Origin of the sequence: Streptococcus sp. 22.1 (genome assembly GCF_016648645.1) — a bacterium.
GTDB lineage: Bacteria > Bacillota > Bacilli > Lactobacillales > Streptococcaceae > Streptococcus.
The window spans coordinates 22,801-41,190 of sequence record NZ_JACLQK010000005.1; the positions used below are offsets into that span (position 1 = coordinate 22,801).

At 40.3% G+C, this 18,390-nt stretch carries 17 protein-coding genes; 3 read left to right on the top strand and 14 right to left on the bottom strand.

Annotation, left to right across the window (positions count from 1 at the left end; translation table 11 throughout):
• Positions 1 to 80: 80 nt before the first annotated feature.
• A complete protein-coding gene (locus H7U04_RS03465; RefSeq protein ID WP_201059300.1) occupies positions 81 to 1,712 on the bottom strand; it encodes a polysaccharide biosynthesis protein in 1,632 nt (543 codons plus the stop codon).
• A 94-nt stretch (positions 1,713 to 1,806) separates the two neighbouring features.
• Between H7U04_RS03465 and H7U04_RS03470 the strand changes: the two genes are divergently transcribed.
• Positions 1,807 to 3,252 carry a UDP-N-acetylmuramoyl-L-alanyl-D-glutamate--L-lysine ligase gene (locus H7U04_RS03470; RefSeq protein ID WP_155198364.1) on the top strand — a complete coding sequence of 482 codons (1,446 nt, stop codon included), beginning with the start codon at positions 1,807 to 1,809 and terminating at the stop codon, positions 3,250 to 3,252.
• A gap of 60 nt (positions 3,253 to 3,312) precedes the next feature.
• Here the strand turns inward: H7U04_RS03470 and H7U04_RS03475 are convergent, their stop codons facing one another.
• The 12 genes from H7U04_RS03475 to H7U04_RS03530 all read right to left on the bottom strand — a co-directional run bounded on the left by H7U04_RS03475 (position 3,313) and on the right by H7U04_RS03530 (position 15,193).
• Positions 3,313 to 4,545 (bottom strand): lipid II:glycine glycyltransferase FemX, encoded by a 1,233-nt coding sequence (locus H7U04_RS03475; RefSeq protein ID WP_201059302.1) that lies wholly within the window; start codon positions 4,543 to 4,545, stop codon positions 3,313 to 3,315.
• 302 nt (positions 4,546 to 4,847) lie between these two features.
• Complete coding sequence (locus H7U04_RS03480) at positions 4,848 to 5,411, bottom strand: TIGR00730 family Rossman fold protein (RefSeq protein ID WP_201059304.1); 564 nt, start codon at positions 5,409 to 5,411, stop codon at positions 4,848 to 4,850.
• Between the two features lie 64 nt (positions 5,412 to 5,475).
• Positions 5,476 to 5,829 carry a 30S ribosome-binding factor RbfA gene (gene rbfA, locus H7U04_RS03485; RefSeq protein ID WP_002883798.1) on the bottom strand — a complete coding sequence of 118 codons (354 nt, stop codon included), beginning with the start codon at positions 5,827 to 5,829 and terminating at the stop codon, positions 5,476 to 5,478.
• A gap of 93 nt (positions 5,830 to 5,922) precedes the next feature.
• Positions 5,923 to 8,757 carry a translation initiation factor IF-2 gene (gene infB / locus H7U04_RS03490; protein ID WP_201059306.1) on the bottom strand — a complete coding sequence of 945 codons (2,835 nt, stop codon included), beginning with the start codon at positions 8,755 to 8,757 and terminating at the stop codon, positions 5,923 to 5,925.
• 18 nt (positions 8,758 to 8,775) lie between these two features.
• Positions 8,776 to 9,078: a YlxQ-related RNA-binding protein gene (locus H7U04_RS03495; protein ID WP_002947460.1), complete on the bottom strand. Its 303-nt coding sequence runs from the start codon at positions 9,076 to 9,078 to the stop codon at positions 8,776 to 8,778.
• On the bottom strand, positions 9,071 to 9,367 hold the full coding sequence (rnpM, locus tag H7U04_RS03500) for an RNase P modulator RnpM (protein ID WP_014633911.1): 297 nt from the start codon (positions 9,365 to 9,367) through the stop codon (positions 9,071 to 9,073). The genes H7U04_RS03495 and rnpM overlap by 8 nt, the downstream gene beginning before the upstream one ends.
• Before the next feature lie 20 nt (positions 9,368 to 9,387).
• Positions 9,388 to 10,587, bottom strand: coding sequence for a transcription termination factor NusA (nusA, locus tag H7U04_RS03505; protein WP_002883755.1), 1,200 nt, complete (start codon positions 10,585 to 10,587; stop codon positions 9,388 to 9,390).
• Between the two features lie 65 nt (positions 10,588 to 10,652).
• Positions 10,653 to 11,126, bottom strand: a complete 474-nt coding sequence (rimP, locus tag H7U04_RS03510; protein WP_002883745.1) for a ribosome maturation factor RimP — start codon at positions 11,124 to 11,126, stop codon at positions 10,653 to 10,655.
• Positions 11,127 to 11,278: 152 nt separating this feature from the next.
• Positions 11,279 to 12,532: a biofilm formation/cell division transcriptional regulator BrpA gene (gene brpA, locus H7U04_RS03515; RefSeq protein ID WP_070438637.1), complete on the bottom strand. Its 1,254-nt coding sequence runs from the start codon at positions 12,530 to 12,532 to the stop codon at positions 11,279 to 11,281.
• An 8-nt stretch (positions 12,533 to 12,540) separates the two neighbouring features.
• Positions 12,541 to 13,062, bottom strand: a complete 522-nt coding sequence (locus H7U04_RS03520) for a GNAT family N-acetyltransferase (RefSeq protein ID WP_070438634.1) — start codon at positions 13,060 to 13,062, stop codon at positions 12,541 to 12,543.
• Complete coding sequence (gene tsaE / locus H7U04_RS03525) at positions 13,055 to 13,498, bottom strand: tRNA (adenosine(37)-N6)-threonylcarbamoyltransferase complex ATPase subunit type 1 TsaE (protein ID WP_014633907.1); 444 nt, start codon at positions 13,496 to 13,498, stop codon at positions 13,055 to 13,057. Before tsaE ends, H7U04_RS03520 begins: the two co-directional genes overlap by 8 nt.
• A 273-nt stretch (positions 13,499 to 13,771) precedes the next feature.
• Entirely contained in the window at positions 13,772 to 15,193 is a 1,422-nt protein-coding gene (locus H7U04_RS03530; RefSeq protein ID WP_037599034.1) for an NCS2 family permease, read from the bottom strand.
• Between the two features lie 208 nt (positions 15,194 to 15,401).
• Here H7U04_RS03530 and H7U04_RS03535 point away from each other — a divergent pair, with 208 nt between their 5' ends.
• Positions 15,402 to 16,214, top strand: a complete 813-nt coding sequence (locus tag H7U04_RS03535; protein ID WP_014633905.1) for a Cof-type HAD-IIB family hydrolase — start codon at positions 15,402 to 15,404, stop codon at positions 16,212 to 16,214.
• Between the two features lie 44 nt (positions 16,215 to 16,258).
• On the opposite strand, the gene H7U04_RS03540 is transcribed toward H7U04_RS03535, so the two are convergent.
• A complete protein-coding gene (locus tag H7U04_RS03540) occupies positions 16,259 to 16,990 on the bottom strand; it encodes a cyclase family protein (RefSeq protein ID WP_110980904.1) in 732 nt (243 codons plus the stop codon).
• Between the two features lie 378 nt (positions 16,991 to 17,368).
• On the opposite strand from H7U04_RS03540, the gene H7U04_RS03545 reads away from it, so the two are divergent.
• Positions 17,369 to 18,376 carry a PTS sugar transporter subunit IIB gene (locus tag H7U04_RS03545; RefSeq protein ID WP_021143568.1) on the top strand — a complete coding sequence of 336 codons (1,008 nt, stop codon included), beginning with the start codon at positions 17,369 to 17,371 and terminating at the stop codon, positions 18,374 to 18,376.
• The last annotated feature ends 14 nt before the right edge of the window (positions 18,377 to 18,390 follow it).

An 18,390-nucleotide genomic window follows, 5' to 3' on the forward strand; every position in this document is an offset into this window, starting at 1 on the left:
TCATTTTTTCACCCCTATTATACTCCTTTTTCAGAAAATGTTGATAAGAAAAAACCAAGCTACACGACTTGGTTTAAATCTTATTTAATATGTAATTTAGCACGTAGGCTAGCTGCTCGGGTGCCAATCAATTGATCAGCCATACGAGTTACAAGAGCAAGAACGCCATAGACACCAACTCCAAGGCCTCCTCCAATGATCAAGTAAATCACACTGCCCACACGGCTTGTTGGTGAAAGTACAAACTGGAACACCCCATAGAAGACTGCAACTGGAATAGCCATGAGCACTGTAAGGATACAGATGAGTAAGGCTTTTCTAAACACTGTCTTACGACTAAAGTGCGTAACAGTGTGGAGGCGATTATACATCAGAGCAATTGGAACACCTAAGCCGATGGCTGTTGAAATAACTGGTCCAAGAGCTCCTAGGAAAATAATCAATGGTAACTGTAAGATTCCCTTAACTAAAACCCCGATCGCAAAATAGTTGATAGCTTTACGGGTTTCAAAGATTGCCTGAAGCATAGGTGCTAAAACGCTATACAAGGCCAAGAAAATAACTTGAATCAGACTGGCTACAAAGAGCAAGTGGGCCTGCCTATCTGGTGCCCCGTAAAAAACTGTGTAGAGTGGTTTAGCCAGAACCACTGATCCTGCAATGGCAGGTACAATAAAGAGCAAAAGCAACTGTAGGTTATTGATAATCAGTTTAGCTGCTCCCCTAAGATCCTTCTTAACCATATTTTCTGTCAAGAGTGGAATCCCAACCCCAGCAATGGAGATAGCTACAGCAATCAAAATCATAGTAATCTTACTTGGGTTTGAAGACAAGTAAGCATAGAGAACCTGAAGCTGACTGTTACTATAGCTTGTAAACTTCTCCATAGTACGGATAAAGGTCCATTGATCAATCAACTGAAACAGTTGAACCGCTGACCCAGTGATAATGAAAGGAATGGCTTCCTTAAAGGTTTCAATAACAATTGCAGTCGGATTGATATCTGGATGAACAGCCTGCTTGCCAAAAAGACTCTTGAGCTTCCCCTCCTTCCAAAGGTAGAAGAAAAGCACCCCATAACTAGCCAACATTCCGATGAAAGCGGCAAAAGTCGATTGGACAACTGCTGTCACATAATCGCCTGTCCCAATTTTCATGATGAAGAAGGTCGCCAACAGCATCCAAATAACACGGATAATCTGCTCCGCAATCTGACTTAAGGCATAAGGCTTCATGTTGTTAAAGCCTTGGAAAAAGCCTCGTAAAACAGACATCGATGGGAAAATAACAACTGCCCAAGAAAGACTACGCATGACGCGAACCAGATCCTCGTCTCCCCCAGAAAGGTAAGACATCCACGGCGAAGCAAAGTACATGAAAACGCCAAAAATCAATCCGAGACCAATCATGTAATACAAGATACGCTTGAGTAAGAAGAAACTCGTCTCCATCTTTCCAAGAGTATTGTATTTAGACACCTGTTTGGCAATTGCGACTGGAATCCCTGCTGTAGAAATCAAAAGGAAAAGGGCATAAATGTTATACCCTTGACCAAAGAGGGCATTGGCTTGGTCACCCTGTTTACCCATCCAAGCATACCAGGGAATAATGTAAAGTGCCCCTAATAGACGACTGATAATATTGGATGCTGTCATCCACGCCGTCCCTCTTAGCATCTGCTGCTGCTGTGTGTCAGTTTTAGTTTCAGTCATAACTTTCTTTCTAGAGAATAAAATATAATCTAGTTTATTATAAACTTTTGGCTGTGACTTGTAAAACAAGAACATTAAGGCTAAAATAGGAACTATGATTACTATTGAACAAGTTCTAGAGGTTCTCAAAAAGGACCGTAAGTTTAGAGATATTATTGACCAAGACAACTACTACTATTCATGGACTGGAGTGACTTTTGATCATCTTTCTTACGACAGTCGTGATGTCACACCATCTTCCCTCTTTTTTGCCAAAGGGGCTGCCTTTAAGCCTGAATTTTTAGAGAATGCCGTCAAAGCAGGCTTGAGTTTCTACGTGGCTGAAAAAGATTATCAAGTGGGAATTCCTGTCATTATCGTAACAGATATCAAGCAGGCTATGAGCCTCGTTGCTCAGGCCTTCTACCAATACCCCCAAGACAAACTAAAATTGCTGGCTTTTACTGGGACAAAAGGGAAAACAACAGCAGCCTACTTTGCCTTCAATATTCTCAAGCAAAATCATAAACCTGCTATGCTTTCAACCATGAACACGACACTAGACGGAAAAAACTTCTTCAAGTCTACCTTAACAACACCTGAGAGTTTGGACCTTTTCCGTATGATGGCTGAAGCTGTTGATAATGGCATGACCCATCTGATTATGGAAGTCTCAAGTCAAGCCTATCTGACTAAGCGTGTCTATGGACTGACTTTTGATGTAGGTGTCTTTCTTAACATCAGCCCAGACCATATTGGACCTATTGAACATCCAACCTTTGAAGACTACTTCTACCATAAGCGTCTTCTCTTGGAAAACAGTCGAGTTGTTATCATCAATAGCGGTATGAATCACTTTGCTTTTGTCGCTGAGGAAGTTGCGGATAAAGAGCATGACTTCTATGGTAAAAACTCCGACAATGCTGTTAAACATGGCTCAGGCTTTAGCTTTAAGGCAAGTGGAAAATTAGCCGGCGACTATGATATCCAACTTATCGGTGATTTTAACCAGGACAATGCTATGGCTGCAGGTCTAGCCTGCCTACGTCTTGGAGCTAGCCTTCAAGACATCAAAGAAGGGATTGCTCAGACCTCTGTTCCAGGGCGTATGGAAGTTCTTACACAAACTAAAGGAGCCAAGGTTTTTGTGGACTATGCTCACAATGGAGATAGCCTAGATAAGCTCTTACAAGTCGTAACCAGCCATCAAGATGGCCATATTAGCCTAATTCTAGGGGCTCCTGGAAATAAAGGTGAAAGTCGTCGTAAAGACTTCGGACATGTCCTCAATACCTACCCTGATGTTGATGTCTTCCTAACAGCCGACGATCCTAACAAGGAGGATCCTCTTGCTATCTGTCAAGAAATTGCCAGTCACATCAACCGTGAGGTACGTATCATTGTTGATCGAGAAGAAGCAATCAAAACAGCAATGTCTGAGACTACAGCCTCCAAAGACGCTGTGGTTATTGCGGGTAAAGGTGCTGATGCTTTCCAAATCGTAAATGGGAAACGTGATAACTATGCTGGCGATATTGAAGTCGCTAAGAAATATTTGTAAACAACAAAAAGTCAATTGAGGTATTACAATTAGCCTCAATTGACTTTTTCTATATAGAAACTAGTCTTTACCTAGTGTTTTCTTAAAAATATCATAGAAAGGATTTAGGGTCTTATCAAAAGAGCCAACAAGTGTTTCTAACTGCCCTCCAAATTGACGTTTGAAATGGAAGTTCCCTTTTCCAGTACTAGCTGCTTCAGTTTCGATTGTCCCATAAAAATTAAACCGCTCTTTACCCTTACGCATAGCATATTGTAGCATTTCCCAATGAAGAAGAACTGCCCCACCAAAATTAAGGTAGGCTTCATCATTCCCGCCGTAAAAGCTGACGACTTCTGGTCCATAATCCATAAAAAGATAAGCCGATAGAGGTAATTTGTCACCAGTGATTTGATAGGTCTTAAATTGCTCTAAACGTTTATAGTAGCTTCTAAGCTGATCTTGGGCATCCGCAATCTGACCCTTGGTTCGTTTTTTCTGAGGACCATCTTTTAAAGCCTGAATCTTAGTTTCAAAAGATTTAATGTTCTCATCAAGATAAGCCAAATAAGCTGGGCAATCCAAATAAGCTAACATAAACTTTGCAGATTTTCCAAAGTTCCTCTTCAAATCTTGGAAATAGGTTAATGGATGAACTGAAAATCCTTTTCTCTCTGCTGTCCGAACTAGGATGTCATAAAACTGATCGAGATTATCCTCACTTAGCTCTTCAACTTTGACATTCAAAGCGGTAAATTTTTTTAAATCTCGCTTCAAGGATGGTGAGAAAGCTGCGAGCATCTCGTCAGAAGTAGTAAAGGTATCAATGGGTTTGACAAACATCTGATTAACAACTAGAGCCTGTTCTGGATCTAAATACTGCTCAAAACCTAATTTTTCAAATACCTTGGAGACTTCATCAGCCTTATCTTCTTTAAGGATTTCAAGTTCTTCATTCCTAATAAGATTGGTAAGATAGGGATGAATAGAAAGTGATGCAATATTTTTCTTTTTTAAATAGAGTATCAAGGCCTCAAGAAGGTCTGGCAAATCAGTTATAGAATTGTAATCTAGCAAGGGGCCATGCAATAAGAGTGCTTTCCTAAAGATACGAAAACTCCTCCTGTAAACGATAATGGTTTGCCCCACTATCAGGCCATCCCTTTCAAAAACCAGAGCCTCTACTTCACCGATATGATTACGGCTTAACTGAAGCTTAGCCATCTCAGCTGACTGTAAAAAATTAGTATCCTTATAGCTTGTCTGTGTCTTTTGATAATCATCAAAATTGACACTTTTAACCATAATAGACATTACTATCATCCCTTTCGTCTATCCTAAATCCCACATTTGCTGCTAAACGTTAAATTAGTCTAACGATTAGCAAAGTTTCCAGACCAAGAGGGGTATTAAGTATTCATGGATATTACTCACAGATGATGAGGAAAATTTGGTAAACGATTAAATTTACAAACACTATTATATACAAATTATTCATTTTTGTTAAGGGATTTTTAGTTAATTTTCTGAAATTTATAAGAAATACTAATTACTATCGTCTCTTCATCAAAAAAACTCTCCTCGTTTAAACTTAGAGAGCTGATCTATCATAAAAATTAGCGATAACGTCTCAATTGAGGAGGCGTGTAAGACTGGACGAAAGCTTCAATTTCTGAAAAATCATCTGTAAAGAGGAATTTTGCTGCTGTTTCAGCCTCTAAAAAGTCATGAGTAACCATGGTATCCAACATTGTTTTCATAGCATCATAATAGCCATTGAGATTGAAGAAAACACAGGGTTTGTCCAGCTTACCGACGCGAGCCGCTGCAATAGCTTCAGAAATTTCTTCCAGTGTTCCTAGACCTCCTGGAAGGGCGATAAAGAGGTCTCCTTGCTCTAGCATGGCAGTCTTTCGTTCTGCCATGTTTTCTACTATGGTCATTGAAGTCAATCCCTCATAAGCTATCTCCCTATCTTTGAGGAATTGCGGCATAATTCCATGAGCCTCTCCCCCATTTTCCAAAACAGTATCACCAAGAACTCCCATCAGCCCCATCTTACTACCACCATAGACTAGAGTATGCCCATTTTTAGCAATCCACTGGCCCAAGGCAATCGTTGCTTTCTTAAAGCTAGGATTGTCACCCATATTAGCTCCCAAATAGACTGTTACTTTCATTGAAGTCCTCCTTTTTATTCTATTATAACGCAAAATTCCTGCCATAACTGACAGGAATTTTTTCTTAGTCTTTACGCTCCAAATTACGAAGCATTTCATCAATTTTATTACCGTATTCGATAGATTCATCCTTAATGAAGGTTAAATCTGGAATCTTATACATGGTCAATTTTTTACCAAGTTCACGCTTGATTGTCCCAGTAGCCTTTTCAAGCCCAGTTTGTGCTTTTTGGTTATCTGAGGCCAAGGTTGAATGAATAGTGTAAAAAATCTTAGCAGCCGACAAATCACCTAGCATTTGTACATCTGTGATAGTGACATCTTGCACGCGTGGATCACGAACCTTCTTTTGAAGAATTTCATTGACCTCACGTTTGATTTCCATACCAACACGGTCTACACGAAATGAATTTCCCATAGTCTTATCCTTTCTCTCTTATTATGATGGAACAAAAGCCAGGCCAGATGACCTAGCTTTATCTCCTAAGTAAGCTTTTTAAAGCTAACAAAATTAACGTTTAATTTCTTCCATAATGTAAGCTTCGATAACGTCATCAACTTTAATATCGTTGTAGTTTTCAATCATCAAACCACCCTCTTGAGCGTTTCCGACTTCTTTAACGTCATCTTTAAAGTGTTTCAAGCTTGCCAATTTACCATCAAAAATAACGACACCATCACGAATCACACGGGCACTTGAATCACGAGTGATTTTACCACTAGTAACCATGAACCCACCGATTGTTCCGACTTTAGAAACTTTGAAGGTTTCACGGATAATAGCTTCACCCATGACTTTTTCTTCAAACTCAGGATCAAGCATCCCTTTCATGGCATCTTCGATTTCTTCGATAACCTTGTAGATGATGCTGTGAAGACGAATTTCAACTTCATCAGTTTCCGCTTGTTGACGTGCTTGTGGTGTAGGACGAACGTTAAATCCGATGACAACGGCATCTGAAGCTTCCGCAAGAGTAATATCAGATTCGTTGATAGCACCTACTGCTGAGTGAACAACATTAACGCGAACACCCTCAACATCAATCTTAAGAAGTGACGCTGCCAAGGCTTCAACAGAACCTTGTACATCGGCCTTGATGATAACATTAACAGTCTTCAATTCACCGGCTTTAAGGGTGTCAAAGAGGTTATCAAGGCTAACACGATGTGTTTGTTGACGTTGTTTCATAAGGGCACGTTTGGCACGTTCTTCACCGGCTGCGCGAGCTGCTTTTTCATCTTCATAAACGGCAAAATGGTCACCCGCCATAGGTGCTTCGTTCAAACCAGTAATTGAAACTGGTGTTGAAGGCGCAGCAGTCTTAATACGACGGCCAAGATCATTGGTCATAGCACGGACACGTCCGAAGGTATTACCAACAACGATTGGGTCTTGAACATGCAAGGTACCTTGTTGAACAAGGAGGGTTGCGACCGCACCTTTACCTTTATCCAAACGAGCTTCAATAACGGTACCGATGGCACGAACACTTGGATCCGCTTTAAGCTCTTCCACTTCAGCCACAAGAAGAACGGTTTCAAGCAATTCTTCAATGTTTTGTCCAAATTTAGCTGAGATTTCAACGAATTCACTATCACCACCCCATGCAGTTGAGATAACGCCATGCTCAGCCAATTCACCAATAACACGCTCTGGGTTAGCACCTGGTTTATCAATCTTGTTAATCGCAACAATGATTGGAACACCAGCAGCCTTAGAGTGGTTGATGGCTTCAATAGTTTGTGGCATAACACCGTCATCCGCAGCGACAATCAAGATAGTAATATCTGTAACAGAAGCACCACGGGCACGCATAGATGTAAAGGCCGCGTGTCCTGGAGTATCAAGGAAGGTGATTTTCTTACCACCCTCTTCAATTTGATAGGCACCAATATGCTGTGTGATACCACCAGCTTCTCCAGTCGCAACACGTGAGTTACGAAGGGTATCAAGAAGGGTTGTTTTACCATGGTCAACGTGTCCCATGATAGTAACAACTGGTGCACGTTCTACCATAGCATCTTTATTGAGGTAGTCTTCGTCAACAAAGAAACGTTCGATATCAGCATTATCGACTTCTTCTTTCTTGGTTGCTTCAATACCGTAGTCAACCATCAACAACTCAATAGTATCCCCATCAAGAGATTGGTTTTGAGTTGCCATAACACCCATCATGAAGAGTTTCTTAACGATTTCAGCTGGCTCACGTTTAATACGTTTTGCGATTTCTGCAACCGTCATGCCTTCAGTGTATTCAAATTCTTTTGGTAATTCATGGAATTTACGCTCTGTTACTGGTTTTGGAGCTGAATTACCACGGTTATTTTTACCTTTTTTATTTTTGTTTTTATTCCAGTTACTATTTCGTTGATTTCTCACTTGGTTTTGATTATTCCACTTATTATTTCTTGTTTGCTTAGGTCCATCTTCATTCTCGCGACGATTATCACGTGATTTATCTGGACGTGCCTTTTTACGACGTGTATCTTGTGCTTGCGCAGCTGGAGCTGGTTGAGCAGCCGGTGCTGGTTTGGGAGCTGGCTTAGCTTCAGCAACTGCTTTTTGAGCAGCGACTTCAGCCTGTTGTTTTTCTTTTCTTGCCTTTTCTTGCTCTTTCGCACGGCGTTGCTCTGCAGCTTTTTCTTCACGGAAGCGTGTTTCACTTTGACGTGAATATTCTGCATTTTGCTCTGCTTTCAAGGCTGCTGCACGCGCTTTAAAGTCAATACGTGGACCTGCCTGATTGTTGCGGGCAGCATCGTTACGTTTATTTCGACCTTGATCATTGCGCTGTTTACCTTGGAAATTACGGTCACGATTACTATTGTTACCGCGGTTCCCATTATTACGGTTGCCTTGACCATTTCCATTTTGGTTGCGACGATCATTATTCTGACGTTTACCTTGATCGTTCCCTTGTTGATTTCGGTTACGATTACGGTTGTCACGGCCTCCGCCGTTTTGACGACGCTCTGCTTCTGCCTTGGCACGTGCTTCACGTTCTGCCTTAAAATTACGGCTTTGTGGTTTTTTCGGAGTCGCAGGGGCTTCTTTGACTTCAGCCTTTGATGTTTCTTTAGCTGGAGCTGATTTGGCAACAGGTACCTTATAAACCTTAGGCGCTACCTTTTCCTCTTTAGGAGTTGGTGTCGCTTTAGGAGCTGGCTTGCTTTCAGCCTTAGCTGTTCCCCCTTTTAAACTTGAAGTGATACGATTAGCATCAGCTTCTTCAACTGATGAGGAATGGCTCTTCACAGAAAGACCAAGTTCTTGAGCTTTTGCAACAACAACCTTGCTTTCTACACCAACCTCTTTTGCGATTTCATATAATCGTTTCTTTGACACGTGATGTCCTCCTATTCTTTATTCCATAAGAGTCCTCATTTTCTTTGAAAATCCAGCATCAACTACAGCAACCGTTTTTCTTGGTTTACCAATAGCCATGCTTAATTCCAGTGCGTTAAACACTGTGGAGACTTCTATATTATAGTAGTTACATTTATCAGTCGTCTTTTTAGTCACGTTACTACCAGCATCATTGGCAAGAAAAACTAGTCTCGCCTGTCCTGATTGAACTGCCTTGATGACAAGTTCTTCGCCAGAAATAAGCTTTCCAGCTCTTTGTGCTAGTCCCAACATATTTGACAATTTTTCTGTGTTATTCAAGACCTAACTCTCTTCTTTTGACCTTGTGATCCACATAAGCAATGAGTTCATCATAAAAACTTTCAGGAACATCCATGGAGAAACTATGGTTAAAAGCACGTTTCTTTTTAGCTTGGAGAGCTTCTTCATTATCTAATTTAATGTAAGCACCTCTGCCATTTTGCTTTCCTGTTGGATCAATGAAAATCTCACCATCTTTAGTTTTTACGATGCGGAGCAAATCACGTTTATCAATGATTTCTCCTGAGACAACTGATTTGCGTAAAGGTATTTTTCGTGTTTTAGCCATCAAACACCTCTATGTTCTTCTTATTCTGCTTCTGTTGTTTCAATTACTTCTTCTGTTGTGACTTCAACAGGTGTAGCATCTTCTGCAACAATCTCGTCAACAACTTCCTCAGTAGCAGCCTCAGCTTTTTCAGCTTCGAGTGCTTCATATTCAGAAGCTGACTTGATGTCAATACGGTAACCAGTCAAATGAGCTGCCAAACGAACGTTTTGTCCACGACGACCAATTGCAAGAGATAATTTGTTATCTGGTACAACTACTGTCGCACGTTTGCTATCATCTTCGTCAAAGAGAACATAGTCCACTTCAGCCGGTGCAATAGCATTGTAGATAAATTCAGCTGGATCTTCAACCCATTGAATAACATCAATATTTTCCTCAACAGGAACTTCAATTCCTGTCTTAGCATCCAAACGTGTTGGGTGGAAACGGCTGACAACTTTCTTGATGTTACTTCCACCACGACCAACAATAGTACCAATAGCATCAACGTTAGGGTTATGACTACGAACAGCAACTTTGGTACGATCACCAGCTTCACGAGACACGCTCATGATTTCTACAGTTCCATCAAATACTTCAGGAATTTCTTGTTCCATGATACGTTTGATGAATTCTGGATGGCTACGGCTTACAAAGACGTTAACACCTTTAGGGTTGTTTTCAACTTTATAAACATAAACATCGATGACGTCGTGTGACTTAAAGCTTTCGCCAGGAATTTGGTCTTGGCGTGACAATTGAGCTTCGAGCGTTCCAAGATTGACATAAATGAAACGTTGGTCAAAGCGTTCAACTGTTCCTTGCATGATTTCACCTTCATGTTGCTTATAGTCATTATAAGTGATTTCACGCATCTGCTTGCGCATCTTTTCCATAATGGTTTGTTTGGCAGATTGCGCTGCAACACGGCCAAATTCATCGACTGACTCTTCAAAACGAATCTTGTCACCAAGCTCGTAAGCAGAGCTGATAGCAAGGGCATCTTTCAAGCTAATTTCCAAACGACTATCAAAGACTTCGTCTACAACTTCACGAACGGTATAAACTTGAAAATCACCTGTTTTTTCATTGAATTCAACTACAGCTGATTCTGACTGACCATAACGACGCTTGTAGGCTGACTTAAGCGATTCAACCACAGCATCGATGATATCTTCCTTGTTAATGTGTTTTTCTTCTTCCAAGACACGGAAGGCTTCTAGCATTTCTTTGCTCATATTCTTTGTTGTTTTAGCCTCTAAAGGCTAAAACTGGCATCCTTTCTTTATTTACACTAAGAGTTTTAGAGTTTGACTGCCAAACGAGCTTTAGCAACTGTTTGATAGGGAATCTCAACAGTTTTATGGCGAGTCTTATCAAGGTAATCAATTGTTAGGGTTTCCCCATCAAAGGCCACCAAGTCACCTTGGAAAATCTTGATCTTATCAATAGCCTTGTAAAGACTAACATTGATATACTGACCAACAGCATTTGTCAAAGCTTCTTTGGTTTTTAAGGGACGCTCTAACCCTGGACTAGAAACTTCCAGCATGTATTGATCCGGGAAAGGATCAGGCTGAATAGTATCCAAGAGGGGACTGATAATTTCAGTCAAGTCTGCAGTATCTTCTACAGTAATACCTCCTGGCTTATCAATCAAAACTGACAAGACATAGTCACCGCCAAGCTTTTCGTACTCGATATCGACCAGTTCGTATGGCTCAGGAATAGCTGGAGCTACGACTGCCGTCACGAGATCAATAATTTTTTGCGACATTATGACCTCCTTACACACACAAGAGACGAAGTTTCTACTCCGCCTCTCTTTCGTTATTTTCCTATATTATAGCATAGGTCAAAAGCCATTGCAAGGAATAACCATATTGCTATCATTTCAAAGCAAAAAGGTTGGGAATCACCCAACCTTATTTATTGCGCCGCTGGAACAGTGCTATAAGTAGTCACACCCGATCCATTATTATTGTATGTAGGGGTTGTCGTACCTTGTTCCTGAACATAATTACCTGTGTTTTCACTATAGTTATTGCTATAGGTAGTACCTCCATTGTAGGTACTTACTGACCCACCACCAGCTGCCTCAGATGTCCCGCCCTCATAATTTGAAGATGCCTCACTCGAAGCCGCACTTCCTTTAGAATTAACGAAATCATCTGAGCCATAGTTAGAGCTACCAGAACCATAGAGAACCAAACTAGTCTTAAGATTAGATTCAGAAACTTTCTTCTTACCAACTTCCTGCTTAATGCGATTTTGCACCTTAAGAATATCCTCAGTGGAGGCTACTTGATAGCTTCCTCCATCGATCATGGCATCCGAACCAGCCAATTGGTATGACTTAATATTTTTAAGGGCATCACTATAACCCATCAAGCTACGCAAAGTATTGGTATCACCAAGATCGATACTGGTTTGAACATTTGAACTTACAGCCGACAAAATTTTCTTGTAAGAACCAATAGAGTCCATCTTCAAGAGCTTAGCTACAACTTTTTGAATAACCTCACGTTGACGTTTTTGGCGACCATAGTCACCATCAGGGTCATCGTAACGCATACGTGAATAGACTAAAGCTTGCTCACCATTGATTTTATGGGTTCCGGGCTCAACTTTTGCCTGAAATTCAGGTTCATTTTCTGCAATCGAAATTGGAAAATCAAAATGATTCGTTACCTCAATACCACCAACAGCATCTACCAAATCAATCATACCCTGCATATTAATCAGTGCATAATAGTCAATATCAATATCTAAAACCTTTTGAATGGTTGAAATAGCCAAGTCAGCACCACCCTCAGCATATGCTGAATTTAGTTTTGCTTCACCCGACCCCTCAATATCTGTCAAAAGGTCACGTTCCAAACTGGTCATGGTTGTTTTCTTAGTCTTAGGGTTCACTGTTACCAAAATCATGGTATCAGAGTTTCCTTCCCAGGTTTCCTTACGTTCTTTGGATCCTGTATCTACCCCCATCAAGAGAATAGTTATAGGCTTAGTCTGTTGAATAGCCTTACTATTCCCTGAAGTTGCTTTAGAAGCCCTAAACGTTTTTGACAATTCGCCTGTGGCGTAATTATAAGTTGTCGTTAGGTAAATACCAGCAGCTACTACTGTCGTTGCAAAAATCGCCAACAACATCAATAAAATTTTTCGTCCAAGTTTCATGTTTTTTCCTAATCTATGAGTTTAGCCATAAGGTAAACATCTAGAAATTCTCCATTTTTAGTTCTTGCACCACGTTTCTTAGTGCCTTCAATGTCAAATCCGAATTTTTGATAGAGATGAACCGCCCGTTCATTACGTGCTTGAACCGTCAACTCTAAGCGGCGGATAGTTGGTGTATGATCTGCCCAGTCAATCATTGTTTCCATAAGAAACTGGCCAACACCATTCCCCCAGTAGGGTTTAGAAACCGCAATAAATACGTCGGCGATATGACTGGTCTTAGTATCTTGATCAGAGGTAACATTACAAACACCAATGACCTCATGACCCAATTTTGCCACCAAACAAATCTCATTAAGCCTATGCTGATGACTTTCAATATAAGTGGCTAACTGTTCAACACTCAGTATAGAACTTCTATCATCTTGTGCTAGAAAATCCGATTCCAAGGCTACAGTCTCTAGTAAACGAGCTAGAGAGGCAGCATCCTCTCTTTGAGCTTCCTCAATGACTAATTCTTGCTCAGCCATTTACCATTTCCTCCTGAATCTCCTTACTTCTAGGACCGAAAGATTCAAAAAGCAACTGACGTCCATCTCCATGATGAGATATCGAAATTAGGAGATAATCCCCTAACAGACTCTCGTCTAGGAGCTCACCCCACTCGATGATGGTCACACCTTCACCATACAGAAAATCATCCAAATCAATAGAATCAGGATCATCACCAATGCGGTAGACATCTAAATGATAGAGTGGCAGCCGCCCCTCATACTCCCTTACAATAGTATAGGTTGGACTCTTTATCATCTGTGAAATATCCAAACCTTTGGCAATCCCCTTGGTTAAGGTTGTTTTGCCAGCTCCCAGATCACCTGAGAGAACAATTATATCTCCAGAATCGAGCAGTCGACCTAACTTTTGGCCGATACTAATCAATTCTTCTTCATTTTGACTGTAAATCATGTTTTCATTATATCAAAAAATAAAAATATGGACTAGAATCCACTGTAAAAATACAGTAGAAACTTATAAATATCGAATCATTTAAGTAAGAAGTTAAGATGTGTATTTTAATCTTCAATTTATTTTAACCACATCAACCACTCATAGATTAGAAATCATTTTGTAAAACTTACTATAGATTTGAAAGTTAATCAAAAAAACTCTCTCACATTCCCCAGATAAAATCGCAAAAGAAAAAGCCTGACAAATATACAGACTTTTAACTTTCAAGCTTTAGAACACAGCCATACTGATGAAGTTAAGGATAAACAAGATATCCAAAATCCACATAATAAAGTGGACATCCTTAGTTTGACCTTTGACGATTTTGACCAAAGTATAAGTAAGGAAACCAGCTGCGATACCATAAGTAATACTATATGAGAATCCCATGAAAATAGAAGTGAAGAAGGCAGGAATAGCTTCAGACAAGTCTTCCCAATCGACACTCTTAAGGTTAGAGAGCATCATAACACCTACAATAATAAGAATAGGCGCTGTTGCCGCATTTGGAACGATTGACACCACTGGACTAAAGAAACTAGAAATGGCAAAGAGTACAGCAACCACAAGAGCTGTCAAACCAGTACGTCCACCAGCACCAATACCTGCTGCAGATTCAACGTAAGTTGTAACGTTTGAAGTCCCTGCAATGGCACCAATACTTGTACCAACAAGGTCAGAGTAAAGAGCACGGTCAAGAGCTTTTGATTCGTTGTTATCACCTGTTGAAGCAATGATACCAACCTTCTCACCAGTACCAATCAAGGTACCGATAGTATCGAAGATATCAGTCAATGAAAAGGCAAGAATAGCCATAAAGACACCAGGCAAACGAGAAACGTCTGCAAAGAGTGATCCCAATCCCTTAGATCCAAGCGCTGCACCAAAGACCTGACCAAGATCCTTAATAGATGATGTCAAGCTAGCTGCGTGCCAGTCAATGCTTCCAAGATCAACGACACCAGCAAAGATAGCAATGATAGTCGTTACGAGGATTGAAAGAAGAACACCACCACGAATACCTTTAACAATAAAGAAAATCGCAATCGCAAGACCAATCAAACCTACAATTACAGTTGGGTTATTGAAAGCAACCAAACCTGGTGTAGCTGACGATGAAGCTGTAATTGAAGCCTTAGCCATGTCAGCACCTTTGCCTGCTACAGTGTAGGTATGTGGATTAATTGAGAATTTCAAGAAACCAGCATTTTTAATCCCAACATAGGCAAGGAAAACACCGATACCTGCTGAAATAGCAGATTTGAGGGCTGTTGGAATAGACTCAATAATCATCTTACGTACTTTAGTTACCGTGATGATCAATGAAATAACACCACATAGAAAGACCATTGCTAAGGCCTCTTGCCAAGTGTAACCCAAAGAAAAGACCACTGTGTAGGTGAAGAAGGCATTAAGCCCCATACCAGGCGCTTGAGCGTATGGTAGGTTAGCATAAAATGCCATCATCAATGTCCCTGCAACCGCACCAATAATTGTTGCTAAGAAAACACCTTGTGCAGGCATTCCTGTTTGGGCCAACATCGCTGGGTTAACAAAGAGGATGTAAGACATGGCAAAGAAAGTTGTCAATCCGGCAGTCACTTCTGTGCGGACGTCAGTACCATGTTCTTTCAATTTGAAAAACTTTTCCATGAAAGTTTAGACTCCTTAATAAAAAATATTGTCAAAATCCGAATAATTTCGGAACATTCTCATGTAGAATGCAACATTACTATTCTACATGAAATTATTTGACGGTGCAAGGTTTATTTCCTGAGACTTTTCTTATGAAAAACCGAACGTTCTCAGAAAGCTCTTTCTTAATCACCAACAAAGGACAGATTTTTGCTATAATAGGAACATGACAAAAAAATTGATTGCACTAGATCTTGATGGAACCCTCTTGCGTCCAGATGGAACTATTTCAGAATTTACACAAAAAACGATTAAAGACGTACAAAACAAAGGACACCAAGTCGTTATCGCTACAGGTCGTCCTTATCGTATGGCTATTGACCATTACAAAACACTAGGGTTAGAAACACCACTCATTACCTTTAACGGCTCCTTGACCAATCTTCCAGACCAAAACTGGGCTTATGAGCATTCGGTTAAATTAGATAAGAAATATCTGATTAGCCTCTTACAACGCCATGATGAATTAGAGATGGATTTTCTGGCTAGTGAATATCGAAAACACTTCTATATCACTATGAATCACCCAGAGCGTATCCAACCACAACTCTTTGGTGTTGATAAAATTATTGAGGCTATGCGTTTAGAACCAACTAAAATCACGCGCAACCCTAACGCTCTCCTTATGCAAACTCGTCATGAGGATAAGTACCAACTTGCCGATGACATCAAGAAGGACTTCAAGGAAGAAATTGAAGTTGATTCTTGGGGTGGCCCGCTTAATATCTTGGAATTTTCGCCTAAAGGCATAAACAAGGCCTACGCCCTAAACTACTTACTTAAGGCCATGCGCAAATCAACGGATGATCTGATTGCTTTTGGAGACGAACACAACGACACAGAGATGTTGGAACTTGCTAAAACTGGTTATGCCATGAAGAATGCTAGCTCTGTTCTTCTCCCCCACGCTAACGAACAAATTGAGTGGACTAATGAAGAGGATGGCGTTGCTCGCAAACTCCAGGAACTCTTCTTATAAACAAGAAAAGACACTGAAAATTTCTTCGGTGTCTTTTGTTCTGATTAAGGTAAAATAGCCACTGCACGCACTGGGGAACCTGTCGCCTTGTCCCAGTGAGGAAATGCAATTGAAATCAAAGCACCAACAGCTGGAACTTGATCCAATTGATTCAAGACTTCTACCTGATAAATGTTTTGTTCCAAAAGGTAGTATTCGTTAACCAAGCCATGTTCTGCTGCTGGAATACCCGCATCGGTATCAAAGGTTTCATGACCGACAGCCTTAACATGGCGTTCATGAATCAAGAATTCTAGAGCTTCTCGGCTCCACCCTGGACTTTGTTGAATCCCATTTTCATCAAGGTTACGCATAGCATCTTGATTTGGCCAACGCTTCGACCAATCACTACGAAAAGCGACAAAAGCCCTTTCAGTAATTTTTCCATGCTCTGCTTCAAAGTCTAAGATATCTTGTTTGCTCAAGATAAAGTTTGGATTCGCAGCAACTTCTTTAGACTTGTCGATAACATAGAGTGGTAAAAGAAGATCTTTGAGAGCAATCTCATCCAACCAACGACCACCTTCTACAAAGTGAATCGGTGCATCAATATGCGTTCCGTATTGACCAACTACTGTAAATTTTTGAACATGGAAACCATCTTTTAATGTGAAAAGGTCTTCTTGTTTCAAAGCTGGGAGAGCTGGAAAGTGTGGACTTTCTGCATTAATTTTGTGGGTCAAGTCAACCCATTTCTTAGATTGCAATTCATTATAAATACTTAGTAAATCTGACATAAGGAGGTCCTCTTTTCTTATAGATTTAACCTTAAATAGCTAATTGAAGAAATTATAGCAGCCATTAATAGCTATTACAAGCATTTATCTCATTTTTTCTTAATCCCATTTCTTCTAGTTAGATATAGCTTCAAACTATATCTAACTCTTTTTGTCTGAAAAGAAAGTATATTTGCGATAATTTGATATTTTTTTCAATTTTATGACACTTTTGTTACGAAAAGCATTGACAAATCTATGATAACGTTTTACAATTAGATTGTTCTAATTTTCGAGGGACTAAAAAAATATTGTTGTCATTTTCATGTCATGAATGATAATACCAATAATCATTTTTCTATTCCTAAGAAGCAATATATAAAAGGAGGAAGAACACTAATGGGTATCGGTATTATTATTGCTAGCCATGGTAAATTCGCTGAAGGTATTCACCAATCAGGTTCTATGATTTTTGGTGAACAAGAGAAAGTTCAAGTGGTTACTTTCATGCCAAATGAAGGTCCTGACGACTTGTACGCTCACTTCAAAGATGCCATCGCTCAATTTGACGCTGACGACGAAATTCTTGTCCTTGCAGACCTTTGGTCTGGGTCACCATTTAACCAGGCAAGCCGTATCAAGGAAGAAAATCCTGATCGCAAGATGGTTATCGTGACAGGACTCAACTTGCCAATGCTTATCCAAGCATATACGGAACGTATGGTAGCTCCTGATGCTGGGGTTGAAGAGATTGTCGCTAACATTTATAAGGAAACCAAAGAAGGCGTTAAAGTCCTTCCAGAAGGCCTTATTCCTAAAGAAGACACTAAACCAGCCGACGCTAAGCCTTCTGTTCCTAAAGGTACCATTCCTGAAGGAACCGTTCTTGGTGATGGAAAAATCAAATACGTTTTGGCTCGTGTTGACACACGTCTCCTCCACGGTCAGGTTGCGACTGGTTGGACTCACTCAACTCACCCAGACCGTATCATCGTTGTTTCAGACACTGTTTGTCATGATAAACTTCGTACAAACATGATTAAACAAGCCGCTCCATCTGGTGTTCAAGTTCACGTTATCCCAATTAAAAACATGGTTAAAGCAAACAATGACCCACGTTTTGGTGATACACGTGCTATGCTTCTCTTTGAATCTGTTGAAGATGCTCTTGCTGCTGTTAAAGCAGGTGTTGATGTTAAAGAAATCAACCTTGGTTCTTCAGCTTATAAAGAAGGAAAAGTCAACGTTACTAAAGCTCTTTCATTTGACCAAACAGATGTGGATGCTATCAAAGAGTTGCAATCATTGGGTGTCAAATTTGACGTTCGTGGGGTACCAAGTGATAGCCCAGCAAACGTTGATGCCTTGATTAAGTCAGCTGAAACTAAATTAGCAGAGAAGAAATAATTTTGGAGGATGCA